The sequence below is a fragment of the Acidovorax benzenivorans genome, from assembly GCF_028680575.1.
Lineage (GTDB): Bacteria > Pseudomonadota > Gammaproteobacteria > Burkholderiales > Burkholderiaceae_C > Acidovorax > Acidovorax benzenivorans.
In genome coordinates this window covers 27,895-54,155 of the sequence record NZ_JAPCKI010000004.1, presented here as the reverse complement: position 1 = coordinate 54,155, position 26,261 = coordinate 27,895, and the positions used below count along the sequence as shown (strand labels likewise).

24 protein-coding genes and 2 tRNA genes are annotated in these 26,261 nt (G+C 64.0%); 16 read left to right on the top strand and 10 right to left on the bottom strand.

Annotated elements, in window-relative coordinates; genetic code table 11:
* Positions 1-15 precede the first annotated feature (15 nt).
* Positions 16-1,161 carry an NAD(P)/FAD-dependent oxidoreductase gene (locus OIN59_RS08415; RefSeq protein ID WP_274109187.1) on the top strand — a complete coding sequence of 382 codons (1,146 nt, stop codon included), beginning with the start codon at positions 16-18 and terminating at the stop codon, positions 1,159-1,161.
* Positions 1,162-1,186: 25 nt separating this feature from the next.
* On the opposite strand, the gene OIN59_RS08410 is transcribed toward OIN59_RS08415, so the two are convergent.
* The 3 genes from OIN59_RS08410 to OIN59_RS08400 form a co-directional block, all read right to left on the bottom strand.
* Positions 1,187-1,402: a YjfB family protein gene (locus OIN59_RS08410; RefSeq protein ID WP_274109185.1), complete on the bottom strand. Its 216-nt coding sequence runs from the start codon at positions 1,400-1,402 to the stop codon at positions 1,187-1,189.
* A 92-nt stretch (positions 1,403-1,494) separates the two neighbouring features.
* Positions 1,495-2,910: a dihydrolipoyl dehydrogenase gene (locus OIN59_RS08405; RefSeq protein WP_274109183.1), complete on the bottom strand. Its 1,416-nt coding sequence runs from the start codon at positions 2,908-2,910 to the stop codon at positions 1,495-1,497.
* A gap of 153 nt (positions 2,911-3,063) precedes the next feature.
* Positions 3,064-3,657 (bottom strand): IMPACT family protein, encoded by a 594-nt coding sequence (locus tag OIN59_RS08400; protein WP_274109181.1) that lies wholly within the window; start codon positions 3,655-3,657, stop codon positions 3,064-3,066.
* A gap of 226 nt (positions 3,658-3,883) precedes the next feature.
* Between OIN59_RS08400 and OIN59_RS08395 the strand changes: the two genes are divergently transcribed.
* Positions 3,884-4,087 carry a hypothetical protein gene (locus tag OIN59_RS08395; protein WP_274109179.1) on the top strand — a complete coding sequence of 68 codons (204 nt, stop codon included), beginning with the start codon at positions 3,884-3,886 and terminating at the stop codon, positions 4,085-4,087.
* A gap of 108 nt (positions 4,088-4,195) precedes the next feature.
* Here the strand turns inward: OIN59_RS08395 and OIN59_RS08390 are convergent, their stop codons facing one another.
* Positions 4,196-5,176 carry a bifunctional helix-turn-helix transcriptional regulator/GNAT family N-acetyltransferase gene (locus OIN59_RS08390; RefSeq protein WP_274109178.1) on the bottom strand — a complete coding sequence of 327 codons (981 nt, stop codon included), beginning with the start codon at positions 5,174-5,176 and terminating at the stop codon, positions 4,196-4,198.
* Positions 5,177-5,365: 189 nt separating this feature from the next.
* Here OIN59_RS08390 and OIN59_RS08385 point away from each other — a divergent pair, with 189 nt between their 5' ends.
* Positions 5,366-7,777: a YgiQ family radical SAM protein gene (locus tag OIN59_RS08385; RefSeq protein WP_274109176.1), complete on the top strand. Its 2,412-nt coding sequence runs from the start codon at positions 5,366-5,368 to the stop codon at positions 7,775-7,777.
* Between the two features lie 19 nt (positions 7,778-7,796).
* On the opposite strand, the gene OIN59_RS08380 is transcribed toward OIN59_RS08385, so the two are convergent.
* The 4 genes from OIN59_RS08380 to OIN59_RS08365 form a co-directional block, all read right to left on the bottom strand.
* Positions 7,797-10,307: an EAL domain-containing protein gene (locus OIN59_RS08380; protein ID WP_274109174.1), complete on the bottom strand. Its 2,511-nt coding sequence runs from the start codon at positions 10,305-10,307 to the stop codon at positions 7,797-7,799.
* Between the two features lie 526 nt (positions 10,308-10,833).
* Complete coding sequence (locus tag OIN59_RS08375; RefSeq protein WP_274109172.1) at positions 10,834-11,295, bottom strand: hypothetical protein; 462 nt, start codon at positions 11,293-11,295, stop codon at positions 10,834-10,836.
* 204 nt (positions 11,296-11,499) lie between these two features.
* A complete protein-coding gene (locus tag OIN59_RS08370; protein WP_274109170.1) occupies positions 11,500-12,189 on the bottom strand; it encodes a cold shock and DUF1294 domain-containing protein in 690 nt (229 codons plus the stop codon).
* Between the two features lie 15 nt (positions 12,190-12,204).
* Complete coding sequence (locus OIN59_RS08365) at positions 12,205-13,095, bottom strand: CoA transferase (RefSeq protein ID WP_274109168.1); 891 nt, start codon at positions 13,093-13,095, stop codon at positions 12,205-12,207.
* Between the two features lie 176 nt (positions 13,096-13,271).
* Between OIN59_RS08365 and ygiD the strand changes: the two genes are divergently transcribed.
* The gene (gene ygiD / locus OIN59_RS08360; RefSeq protein WP_456057489.1) at positions 13,272-14,135 is read left to right on the top strand and encodes a 4,5-DOPA-extradiol-dioxygenase; all 864 of its coding nucleotides are present in this window, start codon (positions 13,272-13,274) and stop codon (positions 14,133-14,135) included.
* Between the two features lie 105 nt (positions 14,136-14,240).
* Here ygiD and OIN59_RS08355 read toward each other — a convergent pair whose 3' ends face one another.
* Entirely contained in the window at positions 14,241-14,843 is a 603-nt protein-coding gene (locus OIN59_RS08355) for a nucleotidyltransferase family protein (RefSeq protein WP_274109166.1), read from the bottom strand.
* Between the two features lies 1 nt (position 14,844).
* The gene (locus OIN59_RS08350) at positions 14,845-16,041 is read right to left on the bottom strand and encodes an amino acid aminotransferase (RefSeq protein ID WP_274109164.1); all 1,197 of its coding nucleotides are present in this window, start codon (positions 16,039-16,041) and stop codon (positions 14,845-14,847) included.
* Positions 16,042-16,146: 105 nt separating this feature from the next.
* Between OIN59_RS08350 and uvrB the strand changes: the two genes are divergently transcribed.
* The 12 genes from uvrB to OIN59_RS08290 all read left to right on the top strand — a co-directional run bounded on the left by uvrB (position 16,147) and on the right by OIN59_RS08290 (position 26,224).
* Positions 16,147-18,237: an excinuclease ABC subunit UvrB gene (gene uvrB, locus OIN59_RS08345; protein ID WP_274109162.1), complete on the top strand. Its 2,091-nt coding sequence runs from the start codon at positions 16,147-16,149 to the stop codon at positions 18,235-18,237.
* Positions 18,238-18,478: 241 nt separating this feature from the next.
* Positions 18,479-19,015 carry a Fe-S cluster assembly transcriptional regulator IscR gene (gene iscR, locus OIN59_RS08340; protein WP_015013980.1) on the top strand — a complete coding sequence of 179 codons (537 nt, stop codon included), beginning with the start codon at positions 18,479-18,481 and terminating at the stop codon, positions 19,013-19,015.
* Between the two features lie 114 nt (positions 19,016-19,129).
* A complete protein-coding gene (locus OIN59_RS08335) occupies positions 19,130-20,350 on the top strand; it encodes an IscS subfamily cysteine desulfurase (RefSeq protein WP_274109156.1) in 1,221 nt (406 codons plus the stop codon).
* Between the two features lie 39 nt (positions 20,351-20,389).
* Entirely contained in the window at positions 20,390-20,791 is a 402-nt protein-coding gene (gene iscU / locus OIN59_RS08330; protein ID WP_056063045.1) for a Fe-S cluster assembly scaffold IscU, read from the top strand.
* A 25-nt stretch (positions 20,792-20,816) separates the two neighbouring features.
* On the top strand, positions 20,817-21,140 hold the full coding sequence (gene iscA / locus OIN59_RS08325) for an iron-sulfur cluster assembly protein IscA (protein WP_056063043.1): 324 nt from the start codon (positions 20,817-20,819) through the stop codon (positions 21,138-21,140).
* An 85-nt stretch (positions 21,141-21,225) separates the two neighbouring features.
* Positions 21,226-21,744 (top strand): Fe-S protein assembly co-chaperone HscB, encoded by a 519-nt coding sequence (gene hscB / locus OIN59_RS08320; RefSeq protein WP_274109153.1) that lies wholly within the window; start codon positions 21,226-21,228, stop codon positions 21,742-21,744.
* Positions 21,745-21,826: 82 nt separating this feature from the next.
* Positions 21,827-23,698, top strand: a complete 1,872-nt coding sequence (gene hscA, locus OIN59_RS08315) for a Fe-S protein assembly chaperone HscA (RefSeq protein WP_274109151.1) — start codon at positions 21,827-21,829, stop codon at positions 23,696-23,698.
* Positions 23,699-23,740: 42 nt separating this feature from the next.
* A complete protein-coding gene (gene fdx / locus OIN59_RS08310) occupies positions 23,741-24,079 on the top strand; it encodes an ISC system 2Fe-2S type ferredoxin (protein ID WP_056744679.1) in 339 nt (112 codons plus the stop codon).
* Positions 24,079-24,792: a DNA polymerase III subunit epsilon gene (dnaQ, locus tag OIN59_RS08305; protein WP_015013987.1), complete on the top strand. Its 714-nt coding sequence runs from the start codon at positions 24,079-24,081 to the stop codon at positions 24,790-24,792. Before fdx ends, dnaQ begins: the two co-directional genes overlap by 1 nt.
* A 37-nt stretch (positions 24,793-24,829) precedes the next feature.
* Positions 24,830-24,904, top strand: a tRNA-Val gene (locus OIN59_RS08300).
* Positions 24,905-24,955: 51 nt separating this feature from the next.
* Positions 24,956-25,030 (top strand) — tRNA-Val (locus OIN59_RS08295).
* A 156-nt stretch (positions 25,031-25,186) separates the two neighbouring features.
* Positions 25,187-26,224, top strand: coding sequence for a histone deacetylase family protein (locus tag OIN59_RS08290; RefSeq protein ID WP_274109146.1), 1,038 nt, complete (start codon positions 25,187-25,189; stop codon positions 26,222-26,224).
* The last annotated feature ends 37 nt before the right edge of the window (positions 26,225-26,261 follow it).

Here is a 26,261-nt window from a genome sequence, read left to right as displayed (position 1 = left end):
AAGGAGACATAGACCATGCAAACCGTGGACACCATCGTGATCGGCGCAGGCATTGCCGGGGCCTCCCTGGCTTGGCAACTGGTGCAGCCCGGCGCCGCAGAGCAGGGCGCCAGCGTGCTGCTGCTGGAGCGCGAATCGCAGCCCGGCTACCACACCACAGGCCGCTCGGCAGCGCTGTACATGGCGACCTATGGCACGCCCAACATCCAAGCGCTGACGCGGGCCAGCCGTGCGTTTTATGACGCACCGCCGCCGGAGTTTGGCGACAGCCCCATCCTCTCGCCCCGGGGCGTGGTCTATGTGGCGGGGCCAGACCAGCTGGATCTGCTGAAACAGACCTTCGACGAAGCGCACGCCGCCTCGCCCAACGTGCAATGGGTGGAGCGGGCCGATTTGCTGGCGATGCTGCCCTGCCTCAAACCCGAGGCTGTGGCCGCAGGCATGAGCGAGCCCGAGGCGGCCGATATTGACGTGAATGCTCTGCACCAGGGCTACCTGCGTGGCCTGCGCCAGCGTGGCGGCCAGGTGCTGACGCATGCCGAGGTCACGGCTGTAAGACGCGAGGGCAACGGGTGGCAGGTGACGCTGGCCGACGGGCGGGTGTTTGCGGCCCCGACCATCGTGAATGCTGCGGGCGCCTGGGCCGATGTGGTGGCGGGCCTGGCGGGCGTGCCGCCCATCGGGCTGGAGCCGCGTCGGCGCACGGCGTTTACCTTTCCCGTGCCCGAAGGCATGGACGCCACCCACTGGCCCGCCGTGATCGGCATTGACGAAAGCTTTTACTTCAAGCCCGATGCGGGGCAACTGCTGGGCTCGCCAGCCAATGCCGACCCCACGCATCCGCACGATGTGGTGCCCGAGGAGCTGGACGTGGCCACCGGCATTTATCACATCGAGGAAATGACCACCTTCCAGATCCGCCGCCCGTCGCATACCTGGGCCGGGCTGCGTTCGTTTGTGCCCGATGGCGACATGGTGATTGGCTGGGACAACCATGTGCCCGGCTTCTTCTGGCTGGCCGGGCAGGGCGGGTATGGGATTCAGAGCGCGGCGGGCGCCTCGTTGCTGGCGCGGCAGCTGTTGCGGGGCGAGCCGCTGGCCGAAGAGCTGGTGCGTGAGGGCGTGCGGCTGGAAGGGCTGTCGCCCGCGCGTTTGCGCTGAGCCGCGCAAGCGGAGGCTTAGCCCCTCAGGCGAAAGTATTGACGTTGGTGCCCAGCGTGCCGCTAGTGGCCAGTGCGGGCTGCGGCATGGACTGCTGCATGGCGTCGATCATGGTGGCGGCAGAGACGGCCTGCATGTCGAGCGCCTTTTTCAGCACCACCATATTCAGGGCGTCCGACGTCTTGGCGCTGGCCAGATTGGTAGCGGTGTTGACGATGCTGTTGGTCAGGGCGACGTCCATGGGGACTCCTTGGGGCAATGGTAGGTTATCGGCATGCCAGCACGAGGCTTGAGCGTTGTTACACGTTCAGTGGTCTCTGGCTCTGGCGTCAGTTAGTCCAGCGCTGGCACACCAAGGGCTGCGCAGGCGGCCAGGTCGGAGGCGCGGGCGTGAGGCAGTTGGCGGGCGGCGTCGCGCAATGCGGTACGCAGGCCTTCTTCCAGGGTGGGGTGATAGAAAGGCATGCCCAACAGGTCCTGCACCGTCAGTTGCTGCTGCACGGCCAGGGCCAGCAGGTGTGCCAGGTGCTCGCCATCAGGGGTACACAGCTCGGCGCCCAGCAGGCGACCGCTGGCATGGTCTGCATAGACGCACAGGCGCCCGTGGTTGCGCTGGGCGGTGCGGGCGCGGCCTTGGGTTGCGTAGCTGGCGGTGCCGGTGACGGTGCTGTGCGGGTCCATGTCGGCCACGCGCGGCCCCACGACGGCGACGTTGGGGTCGGCAAAAACGATGGACAGCAAGGTGCGGCGCCGAAAGCGTGTGGGTGTGGTGGCCAGGGCGTTCATGCCCGCAATATGGCCTTCGTCCGCAGCCTCATGCAGCAGCGGGGTGTGGGCATTGGCGTCACCCGCCAGAAACACCGGCAAATCGCCAATTTGCTGGGTTTGCGGGTCCACGGTGGGCAAGCCGCGCTGGTCCAGGGGCACGCCCAGTGTCTCCAGGCCCAGGTGTTCCATGTTGGGCACCCGGCCCATGGCGGCGATGACCTGGTCCACTACCACGCGGTTGGCGCCGCTGGCGACTTCAATGCCTCCGGGCACTTCGCGCAGTTGCGCTTTGGCGCCCATGTGCAGCACCATGTCTTGCTTGAGCAGGGCTGTCAGTTCGGCGTTGAGCGCCGGGTCGCTCAGGCCGGCCAGCGTGTGGCTGGTGGTGAATGCCGCCACCTGCAAGCCCAGCCGGGCAAGGGCTTGCGAAATCTCCACCCCGATCGGGCCCATGCCGATCACGGCAATGCGCGGGCCGAGGCTGGGCTGCTCGAACAAGGTGTCGGTGGTGAGCATGCGGTCGCCAAACGCGAGCCATTTGTCTGGCACGCGGGGGCGTGACCCCGTGGCGATGATGATGCTGCGCGTGGCGTAAGCCGTACCGTCGATGTCCACCAAACGTGGCCCCAGCAGCGTTGCGCGCCCTGACACTTGGGTGCTGCCCAGCTCACTGGTGGCTTGGAGGGCTCCCGCTACAAAGTCGTCGCGCAGGGCGCGCACGCGCTGCAGTACGGCAGGCAGGTCGGCGGTCAATGCGTTTGCGCCCCGCAGGCCAAATTCTTCAAAGGTGTGGCGACGGTGGAAGGCGTTGGCTGCCTCGATCAGTGCCTTGGACGGCATGCAGCCCACGCGGGCGCAGGTGGTGCCCCAGGGGCCTTCGTTGACGATGAGATAGCGGTTGGTGCGTTTGCGCACTTCGCGCAGGGCGGCCAGGCCCGCCGTGCCTGCGCCAATGATGAGGGTGTCGAGCAGTTGGGCCACGGGGCTTCCTCGGAAGTCTGCAAAGCCGCAGTGTGAAGCGCGCGCCGCCACACTGCTGTAGGCGCACAGGCCGTTTGGGTGAAGCCGCGTTGGGCGATTGCGCACCTGGAGCTGCAGGCCGCACAGGCTTTGAGGGCGAGGTGTGGCGTGTGGTCAGGCGTCGGGGGCCGTCCAGCCCACACGGCCTTGCCCTTGGTCGTTGATGCGTTGCACAAAGTGGGCGGCCTGCGTTTGGGGCAGGCGCAGTTGCAGGCTGACCAGCGTGCCATGCTGCACGGCCACCAGTTCGGCGCCTGCGGCCTCAATCTCACGGCGCAGCAGCCCCTCCAGCGCATAGGGCACCATGCATTGCAGCGTGGTCATGCGTTGCAGCGTGACCTTGGGGGCAGTGAGCAGTGCCTGGGCAATGGTGTCGGTATAGGCGCGCACCAGGCCACCCGCACCCAGCTTGACCCCGCCAAAGTAGCGCACCACCGTGGCCAGCACGCCTTCCAGGTCCTGGTGACGCAACACGTCCAGCATCGGGCGGCCGGCGGTGCCACCCGGCTCGCCGTCGTCCACCGCAGCCGACTGGCCGCCTGCCAGCAAGGCCCAGCAGATGTGGGCAGCGCCGGGGTGCTGCTTCCACAGCGCATCTACCGTCGCCTGTGCGCTGGCGCGGTCGGCCATGGGTTGCACGCAGCCGATGAACCGGCTTTTCTTGATGATGAGTTCGCTGTGCGCGGGCGCAGCCAAGGTCTGGGGCATGGGGCGGTGAGTGTACGGCGGTGCGCGACGGTGCGAGCCAGTGGCAGACTGTGATGAAAGTCACAGGCCGCGCCGCGGATGGCGCTGAACGCTACGAACCCTGTTCGAAATGTGCGTTCTGTCACACACGCCATTGGCATGCGTTCCTACACTGCGGACTTGTTGCTGTGGCCTACGTTGTTGCTACGCATTTGAAAGCACTCGGGCCATCAGAAAAGGAACCGCCATGTTTGCCACGCCGCTCTCTGCACCTTTGCCTACCTCCCTCGCCAGCCATTTGTTTGGCCGTTTCATTTCACCCTCGGGCTCCGAAGCATCCAGCATCAACTCGGTCGCGGCGGGGTGTGCGGCGACCAGCCAGGCGGTAGAACTGGACGATGACGCGATGCCGGACCTGGCGCAGCGCGTGCGCGAAGTGGGTGAGTGGTAGCGCTGCGCCTTGTTGGTGGTGACGCAGCGCGCGGCGGTGGGCCCCATCAGCCGACGTTGACTTTGCCGCCATCGCCGGAGATCAGGTTGCCTGCTATGAGCACGCTGGTCAAAGCTTCAGCTCCCAGGTTTCTCCCACCAGCTGCTGGCCAAAGCCTTCGTAGGGCTCGGTTTTGACCAGCTGGAAACCGCGCTGCCCGTAGATGCCGCGTGCGGCTGTCAGGCAACTGTTGGTCCACAACACCATCTTTTTGTAACCTTTTGCGCGCGCAAAGGCGATGCATTCGTCGGTCAGCCGTGCGCCCAGGCCGAGGCCTCGGGCTTTGGGGCTGAGGATGAGCATGCGCAACTGCGCGGTGGTGGCCGATTTGCGCACCAAAAACACCGAGCCCACGCGCTCGCCATCCAGTTCAGCGATCCAGGCTTTCTCCCACGCGGGCTGGAACTTGCGCAAAAACTGCGCTGCGATGTCCGCCACCAGCGCCTCAAAGCGGCTGTCCCAGCCGTATTCGCGCCAATAGATCTCGCCATGCTGCTGCACCACCCAGCCCATGTCGCCAGGTTGTGGGTCGCGCAACACGGCGACGCGGGTTCCCTCTGCTGCGTTGGTGGTGGGGGACAGAAGGGTTTCAATCCGTTCCATCGCATCCACCACCTCTTGACGCCGCGCGGGGGGCAGGGGGGCGAGCAGGGCGGCGGCCTCGTCGCGTGAGCGCTGCTGCAGCGGTTCGAACGCCTCGCGCCCGGCAGGGGTGAGCGTGACCAGGCTCTGCCGCGCGTCCTGGGTGCTGGCGCGGCGCTCTATCCAGCCAGTTTGCTCAAAACGCCGCAGTATCCGGCTGATGTACCCGCCGTCCAGTCCTAGGTCGCGCGCGAGTTCGCTGGCCACAGGGGCATCCCTGTGGGCCAGCTCGTAGAGCACACGTACGTCAGTCAGCGACAGTTTGCTGCCCAGATACGGGTCCAGCACGCCAATGCGGCGGGTGATAAAGCGGTTGAACCGCCGCACCGCCTTGACGGCACTGGCGGGCACCGGGGCGGGAGATGCGGTGGGTGCTGATGGCTGAGAGGAGTCGGTAGGTGCTTTCATAAATGCCTTTGTCATGTAATTGATTGACTTTGGCAAGTATATGCGCCCCGTGGGGCAAGACCTCCATGGCGCAGGGGCAAGGCAGGTGCAGCGACAAAAACGGCTTGCCACCGTAAAATCGCGGGTTACCCACCACAGCCGCGCCCCACGATGCCCCGTTGATCCATGGGGTGGCCGCCCTCCCACTGCATGAACGCCCCCGTTGACGTCTCCTTTTTTGCGCGCGCCGCAAAGCCCTTGACCAGCTACCGTCCGTACTGGGCCAAGCGCTTTGGCACGGCCCCGTTCTTGCCAATGAGCCGCGCCGAGATGGAGAAACTGGGCTGGGACAGCTGCGACATCATTCTGGTCACAGGCGACGCCTATGTGGACCACCCCAGCTTCGGCATGGCCGTGATCGGCCGCACGCTCGAAGCCCAGGGCTTTCGCGTGGGCATCATTGCCCAGCCCGACTGGCAGAGCGCTGACCCCTTCAAGGTGCTGGGTAAGCCTAACCTGTTCTGGGGCGTGACGGCGGGCAACATGGATTCGATGATCAACCGGTACACCGCCGACCGCAAGATCCGCAGCGACGACGCCTACACCCCCGGAGACATTGGCGGCAAGCGCCCCGACCGCGCAGCCATCGTCTACAGCCAGCGCTGCCGTGAGGCGTACAAGGACGTGCCCATCGTCCTGGGCGGCATCGAGGGCAGCCTGCGTCGCATTGCGCACTACGACTACTGGAGCGACAAGGTGCGCCGCAGCATCGTGGTGGACAGCAAATGCGACCTGCTGCTGTACGGCAACGCCGAGCGCGCGCTGGTCGAAGTGGCCCACCGCATTGCAGCGCGTGAGCCGGTCGAGAAGATCACGGACGTGCGCGGCACGGCGTTTGTGCGTCGGCCGGACGATGAAAGCGGCAAGGGCTGGTTCGAGATCGACTCCACCAGCGTGGACGAGCCTGGCCCGGTGGAAGCGCACATCAACCCCTACATGACCACGAGCGAGCAAGCCGCCGCGCAAGGGGCCAGTTGTAGCAAGGACGATGCTCCTGAATCAGGAGCTGCTGCCGCATGTGGGACGGGCGCCAGCGGCCAAAATGAGTCCAATCCGGTGATCCAGCCCATCCAGTTTGTGCCCAACCCGGCACTGCGGGCCAAGCTGAAGGTGCCCCCGCGCGAGAAGACCGTGATCCGCCTGCCTAGCTACGAGCAGGTGAAAAGCGACCCTGTGCTCTACGCCCACGCCAACCGCGTGATGCACCTGGAAACCAACCCCGGCAACGCCCGCGCCATGGTGCAGGCGCACGGCGAGGGGGTCACGGCGCGCGACGTGTGGCTCAACCCGCCACCCATCCCGCTGACCACGGCCGAGATGGACTACGTGTTTGATTTGCCCTACGCGCGTGGCCCGCACCCCAGCTATGCCGACGAGAACGGCAGCCACGACCACGGCACCAAGATCCCCGCGTGGGAGATGATCCGGTTCTCGATCAATATCATGCGCGGCTGCTTTGGCGGCTGCACCTTCTGCTCCATCACCGAGCACGAAGGCCGCATCATCCAGAGCCGCTCCGAGGATTCCATCATCCAGGAGATCGAGGACATCCGCGACAAGGTCAAGGGCTTCACCGGCACCATCAGCGATCTGGGTGGCCCCACGGCCAACATGTACCGCCTGGGCTGCCGCAGCCCTGAGATTGAAGCCGCCTGCCGCAAACCGAGCTGCGTGTACCCCGGCATCTGCCAGAACCTGACCACCGACCACGGCCCGCTCATCAAGATCTACCGCCGTGGCCGCGCGCTCAAGGGCATCAAGAAGATCCTGATCGGCTCGGGCCTGCGCTACGACCTGGCCGTCAAGAGCCCCGAGTACGTGAAGGAGCTGGTACAGCACCACGTGGGTGGCTACCTCAAGATCGCGCCCGAGCACACCGAGCAGGGGCCGCTGTCCAAGATGATGAAGCCGGGCATTGGCAACTATGACCGCTTCAAGCAGATGTTCGAGAAGTTCAGCGAAGAGGCGGGCAAAAAGCAGTTCTTGATCCCGTACTTCATCGCCGCGCACCCAGGCACGAGCGACGAGGACATGATGAACCTCGCCGTCTGGCTCAAGAAGAACGGCTTTCGCGCCGACCAGGTGCAGACCTTCTACCCCAGCCCCATGGCCACGGCCACGGCCATGTACCACTCGGGCCGCAACACGCTGACCCGCGTGCGCCGCGAGATGCGCGATGCGGCCGAAGAGTCGGTGGACATCGTGCGCGGTGAGAAGCGCCGCCGCCTGCACAAGGCCTTCCTGCGCTACCACGACCCCAACAACTGGCCGCTGCTGCGCGATGCGCTCAAGGCCATGGGCCGGGCGGACTTGATCGGCAATGGCAAGCACCACCTGATCCCGACGTTTCAGCCCCTGACGGATGGCGGTTACCAGAGCGCGCGCCGCAAGAACTCCACCCCGGTGGGCAAACCTGCGGTGGGTGCGCAGCCCAAGGTGGGGCAGCCCCAGAAGGGCCGAATGCTGACCCAGCACACGGGCTTGCCGCCCCGGGTGACGGGCTCTGCTGCAGCAGCCCCCAAGCCATCTGGCGGTGGCAAGGCTTTCAAGAAAGCGCGTTGACGGCGCAGGTCGCGGCCCATCAGGCCTGCTGCTGGGGGCGTGCAGAGGTGTGCGGCGGTGCTTGCCCTGGAGCCATGCCTGCACTTCGTGCAGGCCCCGGCCAGGGAGGATTGCCAAGGGTGAGGTAGTCCTGCAGCGGCTTGGGCCGCGCCAGCGCATAGCCCTGCGCGTAGTCCACGCCAATGTCCCGCAACGCATCCACAATGGCCTGGGATTCTGCAAATTCCGCAATTGTCTGTTTGCCCATCACTTGGCCGATGTGATGGATCATCTCCACCATCGCCCAGCTGGCAGAGTCGTGCAGCATGTCTTTCACAAAGCTGCCGTCGATCTTGAGGTAGTCGACCGGCAGGTGTTTGAGGTAGTTGAAAGACGACATCCCCGCGCCAAAGTCGTCGAGCGCAAAGCGGCAGCCCAGTTGCTGCAATTCCTTCATCAGCCGCGCGGCGTTGGGCAGGTGGGATATGGCGCTGGTTTCCGTGATCTCGAAGCACAGTATGTGTGGGTCCACCTCCGATTCGGCCAAGGCGCTGCGGATCAGCTTAAGCAGACTGTCGTCCCCCAGGCTGGTGCCTGAGAGGTTGATGGCGCAGGTGTGCACCGGGAGCAGGCCCGGCTGGTGCTGACGCCGTGCCAGGGCTTCCAGCGTGTGGCGGACCACCCAGCGGTCGATGGAGGTCATCATGCCGTAGTGCTCGGCCGCCGGGATGAAAGACCCAGGCGCAATCAACTGGCCGTCGTCTTCGCGCAGGCGCAGCAGCACCTCCATGTGCAGGCCGGTTTCGCCACTGGGTTGCAGGGGGGCAATGGCCTGGGCGTGCAGCTCGAATTGGTTGTGCTCCAGCGCCAGGCGCAGTCGCCGCACCCAGTCCATCTCACCCTCGCGGCGACTCATTTCAATGTCTTCCGGCTGGTAGATGACAACGCGGTTGCGTCCGCCCTCCTTGGCGCGGTAGCAGGCCATGTCTGCCACGCGCATGGCCTCCTGGATTGTGGTGAGCGCTGGGATGAGTTGCACCATGCCGATGGACAGGCCGGTGGTGAATTGCTGGCCTTCCCAGGTGAAGCGCAGATCCTGCGCGGCTTGGCGTAACTGCTCGGCGATACGGGCCGAGGGCCCGGTCGGGCAGTCCTTGAGCAGAATGCCGAACTCGTCGCCACCCAGGCGCGCCAGCGTGTCGCCCTCGCGCAGGTGGCTTTGCAGCATTCTGCAGACCTCGCGCAGCATCTCGTCGCCCGCCTGGTGGCCGCAGGTGTCGTTAATGAGCTTGAACTGGTCCATGTCCACATACAGCAGCGAGCCCTCGCGCCCCGAGGGGCGGGGCTGCGCGAGCAGGGCTTCGAGGCGGTGCTCGAACTCGCGCCGGTTGACCAGGCCTGTGAGCGCATCATGGGTGGCCTGCCAAGACAGCTGCTCTACATAGTGCTGCTCGCGCGTCACATCGTGCAGCACCAGCACAGCCCCGGTGAGCATGCCGCGGTGGCGAATGGGCGAGCCCACGAGCTTCACCGGCACGACGGTCTGGTCAGGCCGCACCAGGGTGGTGTGCACGTTGCCCAGGGGCGCGCTGCCGCTGCTGCGCAGAATGTTCTGCACCAGCGTGTCGGCAGACAGAGGCGGTGCCTCGCCATCAAACACCAGCAACTGTGCCAGCGGCTGGCCGGTGGCCTGGGTCGCTGGGCGGGCCAGCAGCACCTCGGCGGCGGGGTTCATGTACATCACCTGGCCCTGGGTGTTGGTGGTCACGACCCCGTCGCCAATGGCGGTGAGGGTGGTGCGCGCCTGCTCGCGTTCAGCCTCCAGTGTCCGTTCTGCCCGGCGGCGCTGCTCCAGCAGACCATGCGTGTGCCACAGGGTCAGCACAATCAGTACGGCCGCCATGCCCGTGTTGGCCCACATCAGCAGCAGCACAATCTGGCGTGAGCTTTCGCCCAGTGCCTCGCTGAAGTTCCTGGCCGCCGGGGTGACGCCCGCATTGATGTCGCGGATGGTGTTCTGCCATCGTTCGCGCGTGGGGGCATCCGCCGTACCCGCAGTGTTGCGCTGGTGGATTTCGTGCGACAGATCGCGCAGCGCACGGATGTACTCGTCACCCACCAGCCATTGGTCCACGGGCTTCTTTACCAGATCGAAGTCGTCGAAGTAGCGCAACAGCCAGATCAGGCTGTCGATGTCGTCCGGGTGGTTGCCGCCGCGCAGAAAGCCCTCGTGCGCCACATCGGTCTGCACCTGGCCGGGCTGCAGGGCCAGCCGGGCTGCCCGGTCGCCCAGCGGGATTTCCATGGCGCGGGTGAATCCTTCAAAGGCCTGGGGCGATCCATTGATGGCGTACTGGTTCAGGAAATAGATCGCGTCCTTCTGGCCTTTGGTCCACAGGCTTTCGCCTGCCACAAAGGCGCGTACACCCGACAGGATCTGGAGGCTGGCCGTGGCGCAGGCGGCTAGCAGCAGCACCATGACAATGAATGGCCAGGTCACCCGCAGTGTCAATGGCACTGGTTTGCGGTCGACTGGCTGCAATACATCCATGGATGGGTCCCTCACCTCATGCGCCGGTGATGCCTGATGGCCTTGTCCGGCGCGCCCTCATCAAAGTGTCCGCACCTCATGCTGAGCGTTGCCGTCCAAATGTCCTGAACGCGGCGGCAGGGCCCATAGAGCCTGTTGACGATCTCGCAGGCGACCCCTGGGAGATTGTTAACAAATTCTTGGCGGTGCGATGTTGTCAGCCCACTATATAGCGATCAATTCACCAACGCATGCAAAGTTTGGCACCACTTCGTTCCTCGGGAGGTGTCGTGTGTCCAGTGCGCGCTAGGGCTGCGGATCACGAGGCGGCTGTTTTCTAGACCTCTTCACGAGGTGTTTTGTGAGCCTGACTAAAAAGGCGAAGGCCCATGGGAACATTGTGGTTGGTTGTGTTTTTGCGACGCCCAGACGCAGCACGGCCGGAGGGGGCCGACCACAGATCCAGCACCATGCGCTGTGTGAGCCCCTGGTTGGCCCAACCAAGCCCATCCGAGCCGTTCGTTATGCAGGCCAAGATCAAGTGCGCTCAGGGCGCGGCAGCGTGGGTGCCCACCACAACGGATTGCGGGCTATCGTCTGCGGGTTGAGAGATCAGGTCTTCGATGACGAAGGTGCGGTAATAAAAAGCGGTGACTGCGCCCTCGGGGGCGATGGCTGCAACCAAGGTGTCAGCGTCGTCCTTGTCGGCCATGGCGATCAACAGGCCGTGGTGGCCTTTGCCAGCCAGATCGGCAATGCGGCGCACCATGTCGCCTTCGGCGCCCACTGACGGCAGCGGTGCATCTGCCGTGCCCAGCGTGTGCACGATCTCTTGCAGGATGGCCTCGGGGCTGGCGTAGGCGGTTTCACCCTGGTGGCCAACCGCTTGCAGCGCGGCGGCTGCCTGGCGCACGCAGTCCTCGTCGGGGAAGAGGGCGAACACGTGGCCGGTGGGGTAGAAAACTCCGCCCAGGTTGGTCATGGTGGAATCAAGTACGAGGGGTTTCATGGGCTTCTCCCGAGGTGGTTCAGACCTCTTCGATTGAAAACCGTGGCCCCGGCGCGTGGTGTAGGCCAGCGGGCAATCTGCGCGTCAGCGCCCCTTGCGGCGCAGGGGAAGTGCCAGAAATATGACTAAAACAGCCTCTGGCGCTTATCCGTAAAGCGCGAGCAGCTATCAAAATTGATATGCGATTTTCCAGTTGCGGCGCATCTATCGAAGCCACCCGCCCACCCAGGCTCCAAGCGCCCCGCAGTGCAGCACCACGGTGGTCCAGTACACCGCGCGAAACTCCAGCTTGCGGGATTTGTGCCGCAGCCATTGCTGGGCAAACCACGCGCCCGGCCAGCCGCCTGCCAAGCTCAGCAGGTGCAGGTGGCTTTCCTTGGTGCGCCACTGGCCGTTTTGCGCGGCGCTTTTGTCGATGGCGTAGACCAGAAAGGTGAGGAGATTGATGGCCACAGCCGCACTCATCACCCACCACGGGAGCCTGCCCGCCCAGAGGCCCCACGCCAGCAGCGCCAGCCAGCCCAGCATCAGCACCAGCGCCGGGCCCGCATGGGTAGGCGGGCCGCTGTTAGCTGCGGGACGCCGACGGCGTTGGGTTTGCGGCTTGGTAACCCGCTGCGCCGGTTCGTGTCGAGCCCGCTGTGGGGGTGATTTGGCCGATGGGCGGGGCTGGGGGGCGTGCCCTTGCTGGGCCATGGGCTGCACCGCCATGGCCCGAGGCCCTTTGCCCCCCCCGTGGATTTCTTCGTACACCACGGCCAGCCCTTCGCGGGGCGCAGCGCTGCCACGGTAGTCCCGCACGTGAAAGAATACATCGGCCGAGGTGTCCGGGCTGCGGATGAAGCCGAAGGCGCGGGTGGCGTCCCAGCGGATGACGGTTCCCTGTTTCTGCATCGGCGAAAGGGGTTCTCAGGCCAGGGTGTGCAAGGGAATGTCCTGGCCCACCGCCAGCGCATCCAGCTGTGCGCGTGTCTGCGTGCGCAGGAACGTCGCCACAGCCGTGTGGGTGGCGGGGGCGCGCAGCACTTGCGGGTCGCCCGTGGCGGACAGGCCTGCGGCGGCGCACAGGCTGGCGGCAAAGTGGGGTTCCAGCGCGGCCAGGGCCACGCGGCCATCGGCGCAGGGGTAGATGCGGTAGCCCGCGTGGTTGCCACCCACGTCGCCCTCGGGCGTGGTCAGGCCCCAGTCGCGCGGCTGGGCCAGCCAGGCGGCGGCGTCAGCCAGTGCCACTTCAATGCACACGCCGCTGCCAGTGTGGGCGCGCTCCAGCAGGGCTTGCAGCACGGCCTCGCTGGCCATCAGCGCGCCGCCCATGTCGGCGTACAGCGTGGGGGGCATCTCGGTGCCGGTGACCAGCCCGGCGTCGGCCAGGTAGGTGAGGTCGTGGCCGGGCTCCTCGGCCCGCTCGGCCGCCGCACCCACGATGCGCACCAGCGACAAGCGCGGGTATTTGGACTGCAGCGCCTCCCAGCCCAGGCCCAGCTTGGCCAGGGCCGAGGGGCGGAACGAGGTGATCAGCACATCCGTGCGGGCCAGTTCTGCGTGCAGCGTGGCCTGGCCTTCGGCGGTCTTGAGGTGCGCATGCACCACGCGCACGCCGCTGTGAAGCGTGGCATAGGCCGCCGGGCTGTAGATGCCCATGGGGTCTGCGCTGGGGTACCCGGCCGGTGGCGGCGGTTCGAGTTTGGTGCAGTCGGCGCCCATGCGCGCGCAGCGCATCAGGGCGGCGGGGCCGGGCAGGTTGAGCGCGAGGCTGAGGACGCGGACATTGCGCAGGGGCTGGGGCAGGGCGTTTGTCATGGGTGGGGGCTTGTCTCGGCGTTGTGGTTTTGAAAGGAAGGCGCGGCGCCGGAACTTCAGGGGCGTGCGCGGGCTCACTCCCTGCGTTATACATAATTTGTTACGCTCTCTGACCCATGCAACGCAGAACCTCTTTGGCCGCCCTCACGGGCCTGGCCGCCTTTCCGGGAGCTTTCATGACCACGTCCCTGAGCAGCGCCGCCACGGCCTCTGCGTTGCAGGCGCTCAAGCCCTCACCCCGCATGCCGGTGCTGTTTGTGGGCCACGGCAGCCCCATGAACGCCATCGAGGACAACGCCTGGCGCCGCAGCTGGCAGGCCGTGGGGGCCGAGTTGACGGCGCGCGCCGTGCAGCCGCAGCTCATCCTGTGTGTGTCGGCCCATTGGCTCACGCGCGGGGGCTGGCAGCTGACCGGCATGGCCAATCCCAAGACCATCCACGACTTTGGCGGTTTTCCGCAGGCGCTGTTTGATCAGCAGTACCCGGTGCCGGGCGCACCGGCGGTGGCACGCAGCCTGGCCAAGGAGCTGAAATCCCCCGCCACGGGCGCCGCACTGGGCGTGGACGAGGGCGAGTGGGGGCTGGACCATGGCACCTGGTCGGTGCTCAAACCCATGTTCCCGCAGGCGCGCATCCCGGTGATGCAGCTCAGCATGGACTACAGCCGCGCACCGGCCGAGCACTATGCGCTGGGCCAGCAGCTCAAGGGCCTGCGCGAGCGGGGCGTGCTGATCGTGGGCAGCGGCAACATCGTGCACAACCTGCGCGCATCCCGCCGTGGCTCGGCCGCCAACGAAGCGTATGACTGGGCCACCGAGTTCGACACCGTGGTGCAGGAGCAGATCAAAAAGGGCCAGCTGGGCGCCCTGCAGGACTTCCAGAAACTGGGCGCCGTGGCCCAGCAGGCGCACCCCACGCATGAGCACTATCTGCCGCTGCTGTATGCGGCGGGGGCCGTGTTGCCCAGTGAGATGCCGCGTTTCTTCAACACGGGCTACCAGTCGGCGTCGATCTCAATGCGGTCGGTGCTGTGGGGGTGATGGGGGGGCGCTGGGTTGTGCAAACTGCTTCTGTTTTGATAGCTGGTGGCGCTTATTCATCAAGCGCTGGAAACCAAAAAGGCCAAAAAATGGCTGCTTGACCGATCAGGCAACCATGTCACCCGCCTGGATCGTCAGCCACGGCCAACGCTCGCGGTAGCTTTGTGCCTTGGCCTCAAAAAGTGGCAGGTGCGGGCAGGCCGGGTTGGGTTTGAGCTGCCCTGCGTACAGCTCTTCCAGCCCATAGGGCGCGTACAGCGTGGGCTCCTTACCGCTGACGGCGGCAGCAGGTTGCAAGCCCACGCAGGTGCAGGGCACCAGAAAACGCTCGATCCCGTTGCGCGCCGATTGCAGCGGCGCATAGGGGTAACCAAACCAGCGCTCGTACCAGAGGTGCACCCGGGCCTGGTTCTTGGCTTCTACGGTGATGGGCAGGTCGGCGAAGAGGGAGGTAGCGCGGGCCTGCGCGGCCTGTTCAGCGGCCTCGGACAAGTCCGACGCATCGAAATAGAACAGGTCGTAGTCCTTGATATTTGCAGTGGGCGCCAGGCCGGAATGCAGATTCCACACCGTCTGAAACAGGCAACCCGCCACCAGCCAGGCATCGGGCAGTCCCAGAAACGGCAAACGCTCCAGAAGGGCCGCGTTGTGCGGGTTCTGGAGCGCTTCGCTCACAAAGCGGCGCGCGAGCGCCGCTTTAGTGTCCAACTCAGACTACCTTGGCGATAGATTGGCAGACGTAGTCGATGTTTTTGCTGTTGAGCGCTGCGACGCACATGCGGCCGGTGTCGGTGCCGTACACGCCGAACTCATTGCGCAGGCGCACCATCTGGTCCTTGGTCAGGCCCGAGTAGCTGAACATGCCGATCTGGGTGGTGATGAAGCTCATGTCCTGCTTCACACCGGCGGCCTTGAGGCCATCGACCAGCTTCTGGCGCATGGCCTTGATGCGCACGCGCATTTCGGCCAGTTCCTTTTCCCACATCGCGCGCAACTCGGGGTTGTTCAGCACTGCAGCCACCACCGCGCCACCGTGGATGGGTGGGTTGGAGTAGTTGGTGCGGATCACGATCTTGAGCTGGCTCAGCACGCGGCCGGCTTCTTCCTTGTCGGCGCACAGCACTGACAGGCCGCCCACGCGTTCGCCGTACAGGCTGAAGCTCTTGCTGAAGGACGTGGAGACAAAGAAGTTCAGACCGGCAGCCACAAACTTGCCGATCACGGCGCCGTCTTCGGCGATGCCGTGGCCGAAGCCCTGGTAGGCCATGTCCAGGAAAGGCGTCAGGCCCTTGGCCTTGACGGCAGCGATGACCTGGTCCCACTGGGCGGGCGTGATGTCGTAGCCGGTGGGGTTGTGGCAGCAGGCGTGCAGCACAACGATGGTGCCGGGGGCTGCGGCGTTCAGGCTGGCCAGGAAGCCTTCGAAGTTCACGCCGCGCTTTTCAGCGTCGTAGTAGGCGTAGGTGTCGACTTCAAAGCCGGCGTTGGTGAACAGCGCGCGGTGGTTTTCCCAGCTGGGGTCGGAGATCAGCACCTTTGCATTAGGGCTGAGTTTCTTGAGGAAGTCGGCCCCGATCTTCAGGCCGCCCGTGCCACCCACCGCTTGCACGGTAGCCACGCGGCCAGAGGTGACGGGTTCGCTGTCCGCGCCGAACACCAGGGCCTTCACGGCGTTGTCGTACGCGACGATGCCATCGATGGGCAGGTAGCCACGGGCCGTGGGGGTGGACATCATGGTCTTTTCTGCGGCCTGCACACATTGCAGCAGGGGCAGCTTGCCGTTGTCGTCGAAATAAACGCCGACGCCCAGGTTGACCTTGTTGGGGTTGGTGTCGGCGTTGAATTGCTCGTTGAGGCCCAGGATGGGGTCGCGGGGGGCCATTTCGACGGCGGTGAACAGAGACATGAAAATCCTTGAAAGGTTGTCAGTAGCGAAGAATCCGGGCGTGGTGTACTGTGCCGGGTTCGGCCGATTTTAACGGCCTGCCTCTACCAATCGTTGACCGCACCTATGCCGGATCTCACAGAAGTCATAACGGAAAAGCAAGACGGCGAGTTCGTCCATTTCCCTAACTCTCCTTTCGAACTGTTCCAGCCGTATCCACCGGCAGGCGACCAGCCCGAGGCCATCAATAAACTGGTGGAAGGGCTGAATGACGGGGAGACCTTCCAGACGCTGCTGGGAGTGACGGGCTCGGGCAAGACGTTCACCATGGCCAATGTCATCGCCCGCATGGGTCGCCCGGCGATCGTGTTTGCGCCCAACAAGACGCTGGCCGCGCAGCTGTACAGCGAGTTCCGCGAGTTCTTCCCCAAGAACGCCGTGGAGTATTTCGTGAGCTACTACGACTACTACCAGCCCGAGGCGTACGTGCCGCAGCGTGATCTGTTCATCGAGAAGGACTCTGCGATCAACGAGCACATCGAGCAGATGCGGCTCAGTTGCACCAAGAGCCTGATGGAGCGCACGGACGTGGTCATCGTGGCCACCGTGTCGGCCATCTACGGCATTGGCGAGCCCGAGAGTTACCACCGCATGGTGATGACGCTGCGCACCGGCGACAAATTGGGCCAGCGCGATGTGATTGCCCAGCTGATCCGCATGCAGTACCAGCGCAACGAGGCGGATTTCTCGCGCGGCAAATTCCGTGTACGGGGCGACACCATTGACGTGTTCCCGGCCGAACATTCCGAGCTGGCCATCCGCATCGAGCTGTTTGACGACGAGATCGAGAGCCTGCAGCTGTTCGACCCGCTCACGGGCCGCGTCAAGCAGAAGATCCCGCGTTTTACCGTGTACCCCAGCAGCCACTACGTGACGCCGCGCGACAAGGTGCTGGCGGCGGTCGAGACCATCAAGCTGGAGCTGGCAGACCGTCTCAAGCAGCTCGTGGCTGACGGCAAGCTGGTGGAGGCGCAGCGGCTGGAGCAGCGCACGCGGTTTGATCTGGAGATGCTCAGCGAAGTCGGGCACTGCAAGGGCATCGAGAACTACACGCGTCACCTGTCGGGCGCTGCGCCGGGCGACCCGCCGAGCACGCTGACCGACTACATGCCCAAGAACGCCATCATGTTCCTGGACGAAAGCCACCAGATGATTGGCCAGCTCAACGCCATGTACAGCGGCGACCGCTCGCGCAAGACCACGCTGGTCGAATACGGCTTTCGCTTGCCGTCGGCGCTGGACAACCGGCCCCTCAAGTTTGAGGAGTTCGAACAGCGCATGCGCCAGGTGATCTTTGTATCGGCCACGCCCGCCGACTACGAAAAGACCCATTCAGGGCAGGTGGTGGATCAGGTGGTGCGCCCCACGGGGCTGGTGGACCCGGTGGTGGAGGTCCGTCCTGCCACCCATCAGGTGGATGATGTGCTGCAAGAAATACGCATTCGTGTTGAAAAGCATGAACGTGTACTCATTACGACGCTGACCAAGCGCATGGCGGAGCAGTTGACCGACTACCTCACCGACAACGGCGTGAAGGTGCGCTACCTGCACAGCGATGTGGACACTGTGGAGCGGGTGGAGATCATTCGCGACCTGCGTCTGGGGGCGTTTGACGTGTTGGTGGGCATCAACCTGCTGCGTGAGGGGCTCGATATCCCCGAGGTGTCGCTGGTGGCCATTCTCGACGCGGACAAGGAAGGCTTCTTGCGAGCTGAGCGCAGCCTGATCCAGACCATCGGCCGTGCAGCGCGCAACCTGAACGGCCACGCCATCCTGTACGCCGACCGCATCACCGACTCCATGAAAAAAGCCATGGGTGAGACGGAACGTCGGCGCATCAAGCAGATCGCACACAACGAGGCCCACGGAATCACGCCGCGCAGTATTGTCAAGCGGGTAAGAGACCTGATTGACGGCGTGTACAGCGAAAAAGCGGGCAAAGATGCCGAGCGTTTGGAGCAGGAGGCCCTGCAGCGCGCGCAGGTGGAGGACATGTCTGAGAAAGACGTGGCCCGCGAGATCAAGCGGCTGGAAAAGCTCATGCTGGAACATGCGCGCAACCTGGAGTTCGAGCAGGCAGCCCGGGTGCGCGACCAGCTCACGCGGCTCAAGGACCAAGCCTTTGGTGCGCACGGCAGCGATTCTGTGGCCTTGTAAGGGGCGAAAAACAATCGAATAAAACGATCTGGTCGATTAAAAACTAGCTGGTTTTTTAACCCGACAGATTCGATAGGGATTTGTGTTATACTCACACAAAATACTCAACAAAACAGCCCAACGATGAAGGGCTCCGCAGCAATCAACGATGCGGAGTAAGGGGCGGAGACGGTGCCTCGCTGGCAAACAGTCAGCGCTGGCGGTTTCTTCAACGAACAAGCCTTAGCACAAGGAGCTTGCGATGCGTCTCACAACCAAAGGCCGTTTTGCGGTCACCGCCATGATTGACCTGGCCCTGCGCCAGAACAACGGCCCCGTCACGCTGGCTGCCATCAGCCAGCGCCAACAGATTTCGCTGTCGTACCTGGAGCAACTCTTTGGCAAGCTGCGCCGCCATGAGCTGGTGGAATCCACCCGTGGCCCCGGCGGCGGCTATACGTTGGCCCGCAAGGCAGGCGATATCACGGTGGCCGACATCATTGTGTCGGTAGACGAGCCCATCGACGCCACCCAATGTGGTGGCAAGGAAAACTGCCTGGGCGAAGCGGGTCGTTGCATGACGCATGAACTGTGGGCCTCGCTCAATCAGCGCATGGTCGAGTTTCTGGATTCGGTCACCTTGCAAAAGCTGGTGGACGAGCAGCTCGCCAAGGGCGTGCAGATCGAAGACAAGCCGGTTGTGCGCCGCGCCATCTCGACGACCCCGGTGGTCAAGCCCATTCGCGTCAATGCACCGAATTCGGTGTTTGCGCTGGGCAACGTCTTCGCCAAATCCTGATGCTGGGTGCGCCGTGCTGACCCTGGGGTCAGCGCCGCCCTGACCGCGTTGTAATCGTTTTCTTGTTTGTTCTGCTTCTCTGTTTGCCAGCCAGAACCCTTTACTGAGCCAGCCATGGACATGACCCCGCACTTTCCCATCTATCTCGACTATGGCGCCACGACCCCGGTAGACCCCCGCGTGGTGGATGCCATGATCCCCTGGTTGCGTGAGCACTTCGGCAACCCGGCGTCGCGCAGCCACGCCTGGGGCTGGGAGGCCGAAGAGGCCGTGGAAAAAGCGCGCGTGCAGGTGGCAGACCTGATTGGTGCCGACCCCCGTGAAATCGTCTGGACCAGTGGTGCCACCGAGTCCATCAACCTGGCCTTGAAGGGCGCCGCGCAGTTCTACAAGGGCAAGGGCAAGCATCTCATCACGCTCAAGACCGAACACAAGGCCGTGCTCGACACCATGCGCGAGCTGGAGCGCCAGGGCTTTGAAGCCACCTATTTGGACGTGCAGGAAGACGGCTTGGTCAACATGGATGCCCTGAAGGCTGCCATTCGTCCCGACACCGTGCTGATCAGCATCCTGTTCGTGAACAACGAAATCGGCGTGATCCAGGACATCCCTGCCATCGGCGCGTTGTGCCGCGAAAAGGGCATCCTGCTGCATGTGGACGCAGCCCAGGCGACGGGCCGTGTCGAGATCGGCATGAACGTGTTGCCCATCGACCTGATGAGCATGACCGCCCACAAGACCTACGGCCCCAAGGGCATCGGCGCGCTGTACGTGCGCCGCAAGCCCCGCGTGCGCCTCGAAGCCCAGATGCATGGCGGCGGTCATGAGCGCGGCATGCGTTCGGGCACCTTGCCCACGCACCAGATCGTGGGCATGGGCGAAGCCTTCCGCATTGCCAAGGAAGAAATGGCCGAAGGCAATGCCAAGGCCCGTGCCTTGCAGCAGCGCCTGCTGGACGGCCTCAAGGACATCGAACAGGTCTACATCAACGGCAGCCTGGAGCGCCGTGTGCCGCAGAACCTGAACATGAGCTTCAACTTCGTTGAAGGCGAATCGCTCATCATGGGCATCAAGGGCCTGGCGGTGTCGTCGGGCTCGGCCTGCACCTCGGCCAGCCTGGAGCCCAGCTATGTGCTGCGCGCCCTGGGCCGCAGCGACGAGCTGGCGCACAGCAGCCTGCGCATGACCATCGGCCGTTTTACGACCGAAGAAGAGATCGATTACGCCATCTCCACCATCCGTGAGAACGTGGCCCGCCTGCGTGAGCTGAGCCCGCTGTGGGAAATGTACAAAGACGGCATCGACATCAGCACCATTCAGTGGGCTGCGCACTGATTCCGCAAAGATTCTGGACGTATTGAAGAGGTACACATCATGGCTTATTCAGACAAAGTGGTTGACCATTACGAAAACCCCCGCAACGTGGGTTCGTTCGACAAGGGTGACGATTCGGTGGGCACCGGCATGGTGGGCGCACCTGCTTGCGGCGACGTGATGAAGCTGCAGATCAAGGTGAACCCCGAGACCGGTGTGATCGAAGACGCACGCTTCAAGACCTACGGCTGTGGCTCGGCGATTGCCTCCTCGTCGCTGGTGACCGAGTGGGTCAAGGGCAAGACGCTGGACGAAGCCGCAGCGCTCAAGAACAGCGAGATCGCCGAAGAGCTGGCCTTGCCGCCCGTCAAGATCCACTGCTCCATCCTGGCGGAAGATGCCATCAAGGCAGCTGTGCTGGACTACAAGACCAAGCACGCCACCACGGCCACTGCCGCCTGATTGTTTGACAGATAGATCGAGAGACATGGCCATTACGCTGACAGAAGCTGCAGCTCGTCACGTCAACCGTTACCTTGCCCGCCGTGGCAAGGGGCTGGGCGTGCGTCTGGGGGTCAAGACGACCGGCTGCTCGGGGCTTGCCTACAAGCTGGAGTACGTGGATGCGAGTGAGCCCGAGGACATCGTGTTTGAAAACCACGGTGTCAAGGTGCTGATCGACCCCAAGAGCCTGGCCTACATCGACGGTACGGAGCTGGACTTTGTGCGCGAGGGGCTGAACGAAGGCTTCAAGTTCAACAACCCCAACGAGCGTGACCGCTGCGGTTGTGGGGAGAGCTTCCGCGTCTGAGCGTCTTCAGCCTATGTAACGCCAAACCGCCAACGCGCTCTGTGCTGGCGGTTTTTTCTTGGACTTTCCCCTCGTCCCTTCGCGCATGAACCTGCAATCTGACGACTTTGAACTGTTTGGCTTGGCTCGCCGCTTTGCGCAGGAGCGCAGCGCCATCGACGCGCGCTGGAAGGAACTGCAGCGCGAAGCCCACCCCGACAAGTTTGCGGCGCAAGGCGCTGCGGCGCAGCGCGTGGCCATGCAATGGTCCGTGCGCATCAACGAGGCTTACCAACGCCTGAAGGACCCGATGCGCCGGGCGGCCTATCTGTGCGAACTGCACGGAGCGCCCATCCGTGCCGAAGACAACACCGCCATGCCCGCTGCCTTTCTGATGCAGCAGATGGAGTGGCGCGAGGCGCTGGAAGATGCCCGCGCAGACAGCGAGCTGGACGCACTGGATGATGAGGTCGGGCAAGCGCGCCGTGCCGCACTGGCGCAGTGCGAGCAGCTCATCGACCAGCAACAGGACTATGCGGGGGCGGCCCGCCAGGTCAGAGCCCTCATGTTCATTGCGCGATTTGCGGACGACATAGAACGTCGCCGAGAGCAACTGGGACAATAGAGCGGTTTTGCTTTCCCCTTGGGGCCCTATCGCCTGCTGAGGTGAGATGGCTTTGCCCCACCACGTTGAGACCCGAAATTTCATGGCGCTTTTGCAGATCTCCGAACCCGGCCAGTCCCCCGACCCGCACCAGCGGCGCATCGCGGTAGGCATTGACCTGGGCACCACTCATTCTTTGGTTGCCGCTGTGCGTAACGGTGTGTCCGAATGCCTGCCCGATGCACAGGGCAGGGTGCTGCTGCCCTCGGTGGTGCGCTACTTGGCCAACGGTGGTCGCCAGATCGGGTATGACGCCGTGGCGGCGCAAGCCCAGGATGCACGCAACACCATCGCCTCGGCCAAACGCTTCATGGGGCGTGGCCTCAAAGATGTGGCGGAAGCAGGCAAGCTGCCCTATGACTTTGTGGTACCTGCTGACGGGACCGAGGGGGGAATGGTCAGTCTGGCCACGGTGGATGGCAACAAATCGCCCGTCGAGATCAGTGCCGAGATTCTGGCCACGTTGCGCTACCGGGCCGAAGACACCTTCAATGACGATCTCTACGGCGCGGTCATCACCGTGCCCGCGTACTTCGACGACGCCCAGCGCCAGGCCACCAAGGATGCGGCCAAGCTCGCCGGCATCAACCTGCTGCGCCTGATCAACGAGCCCACGGCGGCAGCGATTGCCTATGGCCTGGACAACGCCAGCGAGGGCGTCTACGCCGTGTACGACCTGGGGGGGGGCACGTTTGACATCTCCATCCTGCGCCTGACGCAGGGTGTGTTCGAGGTGATCGCCACGGGTGGCGACTCCGCCCTCGGGGGCGACGACTACGACGCCGTGCTGGCGGACTGGGTGCTGCAGCAACTGGGGCAACAGGCGGTCACGCCTGCCGACAAGTCGGCCGTACGCATGGCGGCGCGCGCCTGCAAAGAGGCTTTGACTGCTACTGATTTGGTAGCATTCAAGGCAGAACTATCTAGCGCTTCTGTGCAATTTGACGTCAAAAGGTCGGACTTTGACTCGGTGACGGCCGATTTGACCGCCCGCTCCATGGCGGCTGTGCGCCGTGCCCTTCGCGATGCGCATCTGGCCCGCGACGAAGTGCAGGGCGTGGTCATGGTGGGTGGCTCCACGCGCATGCCCCAGGTGCAACGTGCTGTGGCGGAGTTTTTTGGCAAGGCGCCGCTGACCAACCTCAACCCGGACGAAGTGGTGGCGCTGGGTGCTGCCATCCAGGCGAACCAGCTGGCCGGCAACAACACAGCGGGCGACCTGCTGCTGCTGGACGTAATTCCGCTGTCCCTGGGTATCGAAACCATGGGCGGACTGGTGGAGCGCATTGTTGCGCGCAACGAGACCATTCCCACCGCCAAGGCGCAGGACTTCACGACCTACAAGGACGGGCAGACAGCGCTGGCAATCCATGTGGTGCAGGGCGAGCGCGACCTGGTGCAGGATTGCCGCAGCCTGGCTCGTTTTGAGTTGCGCGGTATTCCCCCCATGGCTGCGGGCGCCGCGCGCATCCGCGTGACCTTTACCGTCGATGCCGATGGCCTGTTGAGCGTGGCTGCGAAAGAGCAGGGCAGCGGGGTGGAGGCGCGCATTGATGTGAAGCCATCGTATGGCCTCACGGACGATCAGATCGCGCGCATGCTGCAGGATGGCTTTGCCACGGCCGCGCAGGACATGAAAGCCCGCGCCGTGGTCGAGGCCCGCGTGGACGCCGACCGCATGCTGATCGCCACTCAGAGCGCGCTGGATGCAGATGGTGACGTGCTCAGCCCCAAGGAGCGCGCTGCCATCGACGCCCTGATGGTGGCCTTGCGCCACCAACGCGATGCCGACGATGCCGCCGCTATCGAAGCAGCCACCGAAGCACTGGCCAAGGGCACCGAGGCGTTTGCAGCCCAGCGCATGAACCGCGGTATCCAGCAGGCCCTGGCCGGCAAGAACGTCGCGAGCCTGTGATACGAGCCAGCGCATCCCTCTGAACAAGAAGAAAACTACCCCATGCCCGTCATCAAGATCCTTCCCCATCCCGAATACTGCCCCGCAGGCACTGAGATTACGGCGCCCGCAGGCACCTCGATCTGCGAAGCCCTGCTGGACAACCACATCAACATTGAGCATGCCTGCGACATGAGCTGTGCCTGCACCACCTGCCACGTCATCGTGCGCCAGGGGCTGAATTCGCTGAATGCGGCAGAAGAAGAGGAAGAGGACCTGCTGGACCGCGCCTGGGGTCTGGAGCCGCAGTCGCGCTTGTCGTGCCAGGCCATCCTGGCGCAGACCGATCTGATCGTTGAAATTCCGAAGTACACGATCAATCACGCCAAGGAAAACCACTGATGTCCCGGCAAATTGTTCTGGACACTGAGACCACCGGCCTTTCGGCCGAAGGTGGTGACCGCATCATTGAACTGGGTTGTGTGGAGCTGCTCAACCGCAAGCTGACCGGCAACAACCTGCACCTGTACTTCAACCCTGGCCGTGACAGCCATGAAGACGCGCTGAAGGTGCACGGCATCAGCAACGAGTTCCTGAAGGACAAGCCCAAATTTGCCGACGTGGTGGACGACATCCTGCAGTACCTGCAGGGCGCCGAGATCATCATCCACAACGCAGCGTTCGACGTAGGCTTCCTCAACAAGGAACTGGAGCTGGTGGGGCGCCCGGCGTTTGGCACCTATGTGCAAAGCGTGACCGACACGCTGGCCATGGCCAAGGAGATGTACCCGGGCAAGCGCAACTCGCTGGACGCCTTGTGCGACCGCCTGGGCGTGGACAACTCGGGCCGTACGCTGCACGGCGCCTTGCTCGACGCCGAGCTGCTGGCCGACGTCTACATCAATCTCACACGCGGGCAGGATGCCCTGCTGATCACCGACGATGGCCATGACAGCGCTGACGGCGTGAAGGTGGCAGCCATCGATTTGCGCGGCCTTGCGCTGCCGGTGCTGCGGGCGAGCGAGCAGGAGCAGGCGGCTCATGCCGAGGTGCTCACGCAGATCGACAAGGCCAGCGGTGGCAAAACAATTTGGCGAACTCTCCAATCGGCCTAAAAAGCTGTGCCATAATAGAAGGCTGTCGCAGCGACAAGGGTGATTAGCTCAGCGGTAGAGCACTGCCTTCACACGGCAGGGGTCACATGTTCGATCCATGTATCACCCACCATGTTGCTGCCAGACTTTTCGCAGTGGTATCTTTCTCCAAGGTGCTTGCGACGGGTGATTAGCTCAGCGGTAGAGCACTGCCTTCACACGGCAGGGGTCACATGTTCGATCCATGTATCACCCACCAATTTGAAAACCCCTGCAGGTTCCTGACCTGCAGGGGTTTTTTCTTGGCTTGTCCGGCTGCCCACAAGCCGCAAAAGTGCTGCCCACATCCGTTGTAGCAGCGTACAACGCGGGTTGGCGCGCTACATTTGTCGGCCGTACCTGCAACGCAGCATCCATGATCACCTTCCACAATCCCTTGCATCAGGGGCATGCACCTGTCCACGAATTTTTCCGGGGCGAACGCGTGCCCTGTTTTGAAAAGCCCGAACGCGTGGACTACGTGGAAGGCGCTCTGCGCACACGCGGCCACGCCATGGTGGCGCCCGATGTGGACAGCAGTGCTGTGCTGGCGCAGGTGCATGCGCAGCGCTATCTGGCCTTTTTGCAGACCGCCTGGCAACGATGGCTGGCGCTGGACCCAGCGAATGCGTCAGTGCAGCCCTTTCCGTCCGTGTGGCCGGTGCGTACGCTGCGCAGCGACGTAGAGCCCGACAACTTCGTCGCGCGGCTGGGCTTGTACTCGATGGACAACGGTACACCCATGGCCGCAGGAACCTGGGCCGCAGCCAAAGCCGGGGCCGATGCGGCTGCCAGCGCGGCAGCACGCGTTGCTCTGGGGACGCGTGCCGCGTTTTGCTGCACGCGACCGCCAGGGCACCATGCGGGCCCGGACTTCATGGGGGGCTATTGCTTCTTGAACAACGCCTCTGTAGCTGCGCAGACCTTGCGCAACCAGGGCGCCCAGCGCGTGGCGGTGCTTGACGTGGACTACCACCATGGCAACGGCACGCAGAGCATCTTTTACGACCGCAGCGATGTGCTGTTCATCAGCATGCACGGTGATCCGCGCACGGAGTACCCGTTCTACCTGGGCCACGCCGACGAGACAGGGCAGGGGGCAGGTGCAGGTTTCAACCTGAACCTGCCTTTGCCCGCAGGCACCAGTGCTGCGACCTGGTTCGATGCGCTGGAGCAAGCCTGCCTGCGCACGGCGGAGTACCGCGCCGACGGGCTGGTGATATCGCTGGGGCTTGATGCCTTTGAGGGCGATCCCATCTCGCGGTTTGCACTGGCCTCGTCAGATTTCACCCGCCTGGGCGAACGACTGGCACGGCTAAGTTTGCCCACGGTGTTCGTGCTGGAAGGTGGTTATGCGGCTGCCGAACTGGGTACCAATGCCGTCAATGTCCTCGATGGTTTTGAGCAGGTTTGACGCAGCTGTACAGGCGGTGATGCACGGAGACGCACAG

Excerpts from the sequence above, each read along its gene's own strand:
- OIN59_RS08385 (WP_274109176.1), top strand. The coding sequence starts at position 5,366 with ATGAACGCCCCCGTTGACGTCTCCTTTTTTGCGCGCGCCGCAAAGCCC.
- hscA (WP_274109151.1), top strand. The coding sequence starts at position 21,827 with ATGGCGCTTTTGCAGATCTCCGAACCCGGCCAGTCCCCCGACCCGCAC.
- OIN59_RS08400 (WP_274109181.1), bottom strand. The coding sequence starts at position 3,657 with ATGCCCCAGACCTTGGCTGCGCCCGCGCACAGCGAACTCATCATCAAG.
- OIN59_RS08390 (WP_274109178.1), bottom strand. The coding sequence starts at position 5,176 with ATGAAAGCACCTACCGACTCCTCTCAGCCATCAGCACCCACCGCATCT.
- OIN59_RS08375 (WP_274109172.1), bottom strand. The coding sequence starts at position 11,295 with ATGAAACCCCTCGTACTTGATTCCACCATGACCAACCTGGGCGGAGTT.
- ygiD (WP_456057489.1), top strand. The coding sequence starts at position 13,272 with ATGACCACGTCCCTGAGCAGCGCCGCCACGGCCTCTGCGTTGCAGGCG.
- OIN59_RS08370 (WP_274109170.1), bottom strand. The coding sequence starts at position 12,189 with ATGCAGAAACAGGGAACCGTCATCCGCTGGGACGCCACCCGCGCCTTC.
- OIN59_RS08410 (WP_274109185.1), bottom strand. The coding sequence starts at position 1,402 with ATGGACGTCGCCCTGACCAACAGCATCGTCAACACCGCTACCAATCTG.
- hscB (WP_274109153.1), top strand. The coding sequence starts at position 21,226 with ATGAACCTGCAATCTGACGACTTTGAACTGTTTGGCTTGGCTCGCCGC.
- fdx (WP_056744679.1), top strand. The coding sequence starts at position 23,741 with ATGCCCGTCATCAAGATCCTTCCCCATCCCGAATACTGCCCCGCAGGC.
- iscA (WP_056063043.1), top strand. The coding sequence starts at position 20,817 with ATGGCCATTACGCTGACAGAAGCTGCAGCTCGTCACGTCAACCGTTAC.
- OIN59_RS08350 (WP_274109164.1), bottom strand. The coding sequence starts at position 16,041 with ATGTCTCTGTTCACCGCCGTCGAAATGGCCCCCCGCGACCCCATCCTG.
- iscR (WP_015013980.1), top strand. The coding sequence starts at position 18,479 with ATGCGTCTCACAACCAAAGGCCGTTTTGCGGTCACCGCCATGATTGAC.
- OIN59_RS08415 (WP_274109187.1), top strand. The coding sequence starts at position 16 with ATGCAAACCGTGGACACCATCGTGATCGGCGCAGGCATTGCCGGGGCC.
- OIN59_RS08290 (WP_274109146.1), top strand. The coding sequence starts at position 25,187 with ATGATCACCTTCCACAATCCCTTGCATCAGGGGCATGCACCTGTCCAC.
- dnaQ (WP_015013987.1), top strand. The coding sequence starts at position 24,079 with ATGTCCCGGCAAATTGTTCTGGACACTGAGACCACCGGCCTTTCGGCC.
- OIN59_RS08365 (WP_274109168.1), bottom strand. The coding sequence starts at position 13,095 with ATGACAAACGCCCTGCCCCAGCCCCTGCGCAATGTCCGCGTCCTCAGC.
- OIN59_RS08395 (WP_274109179.1), top strand. The coding sequence starts at position 3,884 with ATGTTTGCCACGCCGCTCTCTGCACCTTTGCCTACCTCCCTCGCCAGC.
- uvrB (WP_274109162.1), top strand. The coding sequence starts at position 16,147 with ATGCCGGATCTCACAGAAGTCATAACGGAAAAGCAAGACGGCGAGTTC.
- OIN59_RS08380 (WP_274109174.1), bottom strand. The coding sequence starts at position 10,307 with ATGGATGTATTGCAGCCAGTCGACCGCAAACCAGTGCCATTGACACTG.
- iscU (WP_056063045.1), top strand. The coding sequence starts at position 20,390 with ATGGCTTATTCAGACAAAGTGGTTGACCATTACGAAAACCCCCGCAAC.
- OIN59_RS08335 (WP_274109156.1), top strand. The coding sequence starts at position 19,130 with ATGGACATGACCCCGCACTTTCCCATCTATCTCGACTATGGCGCCACG.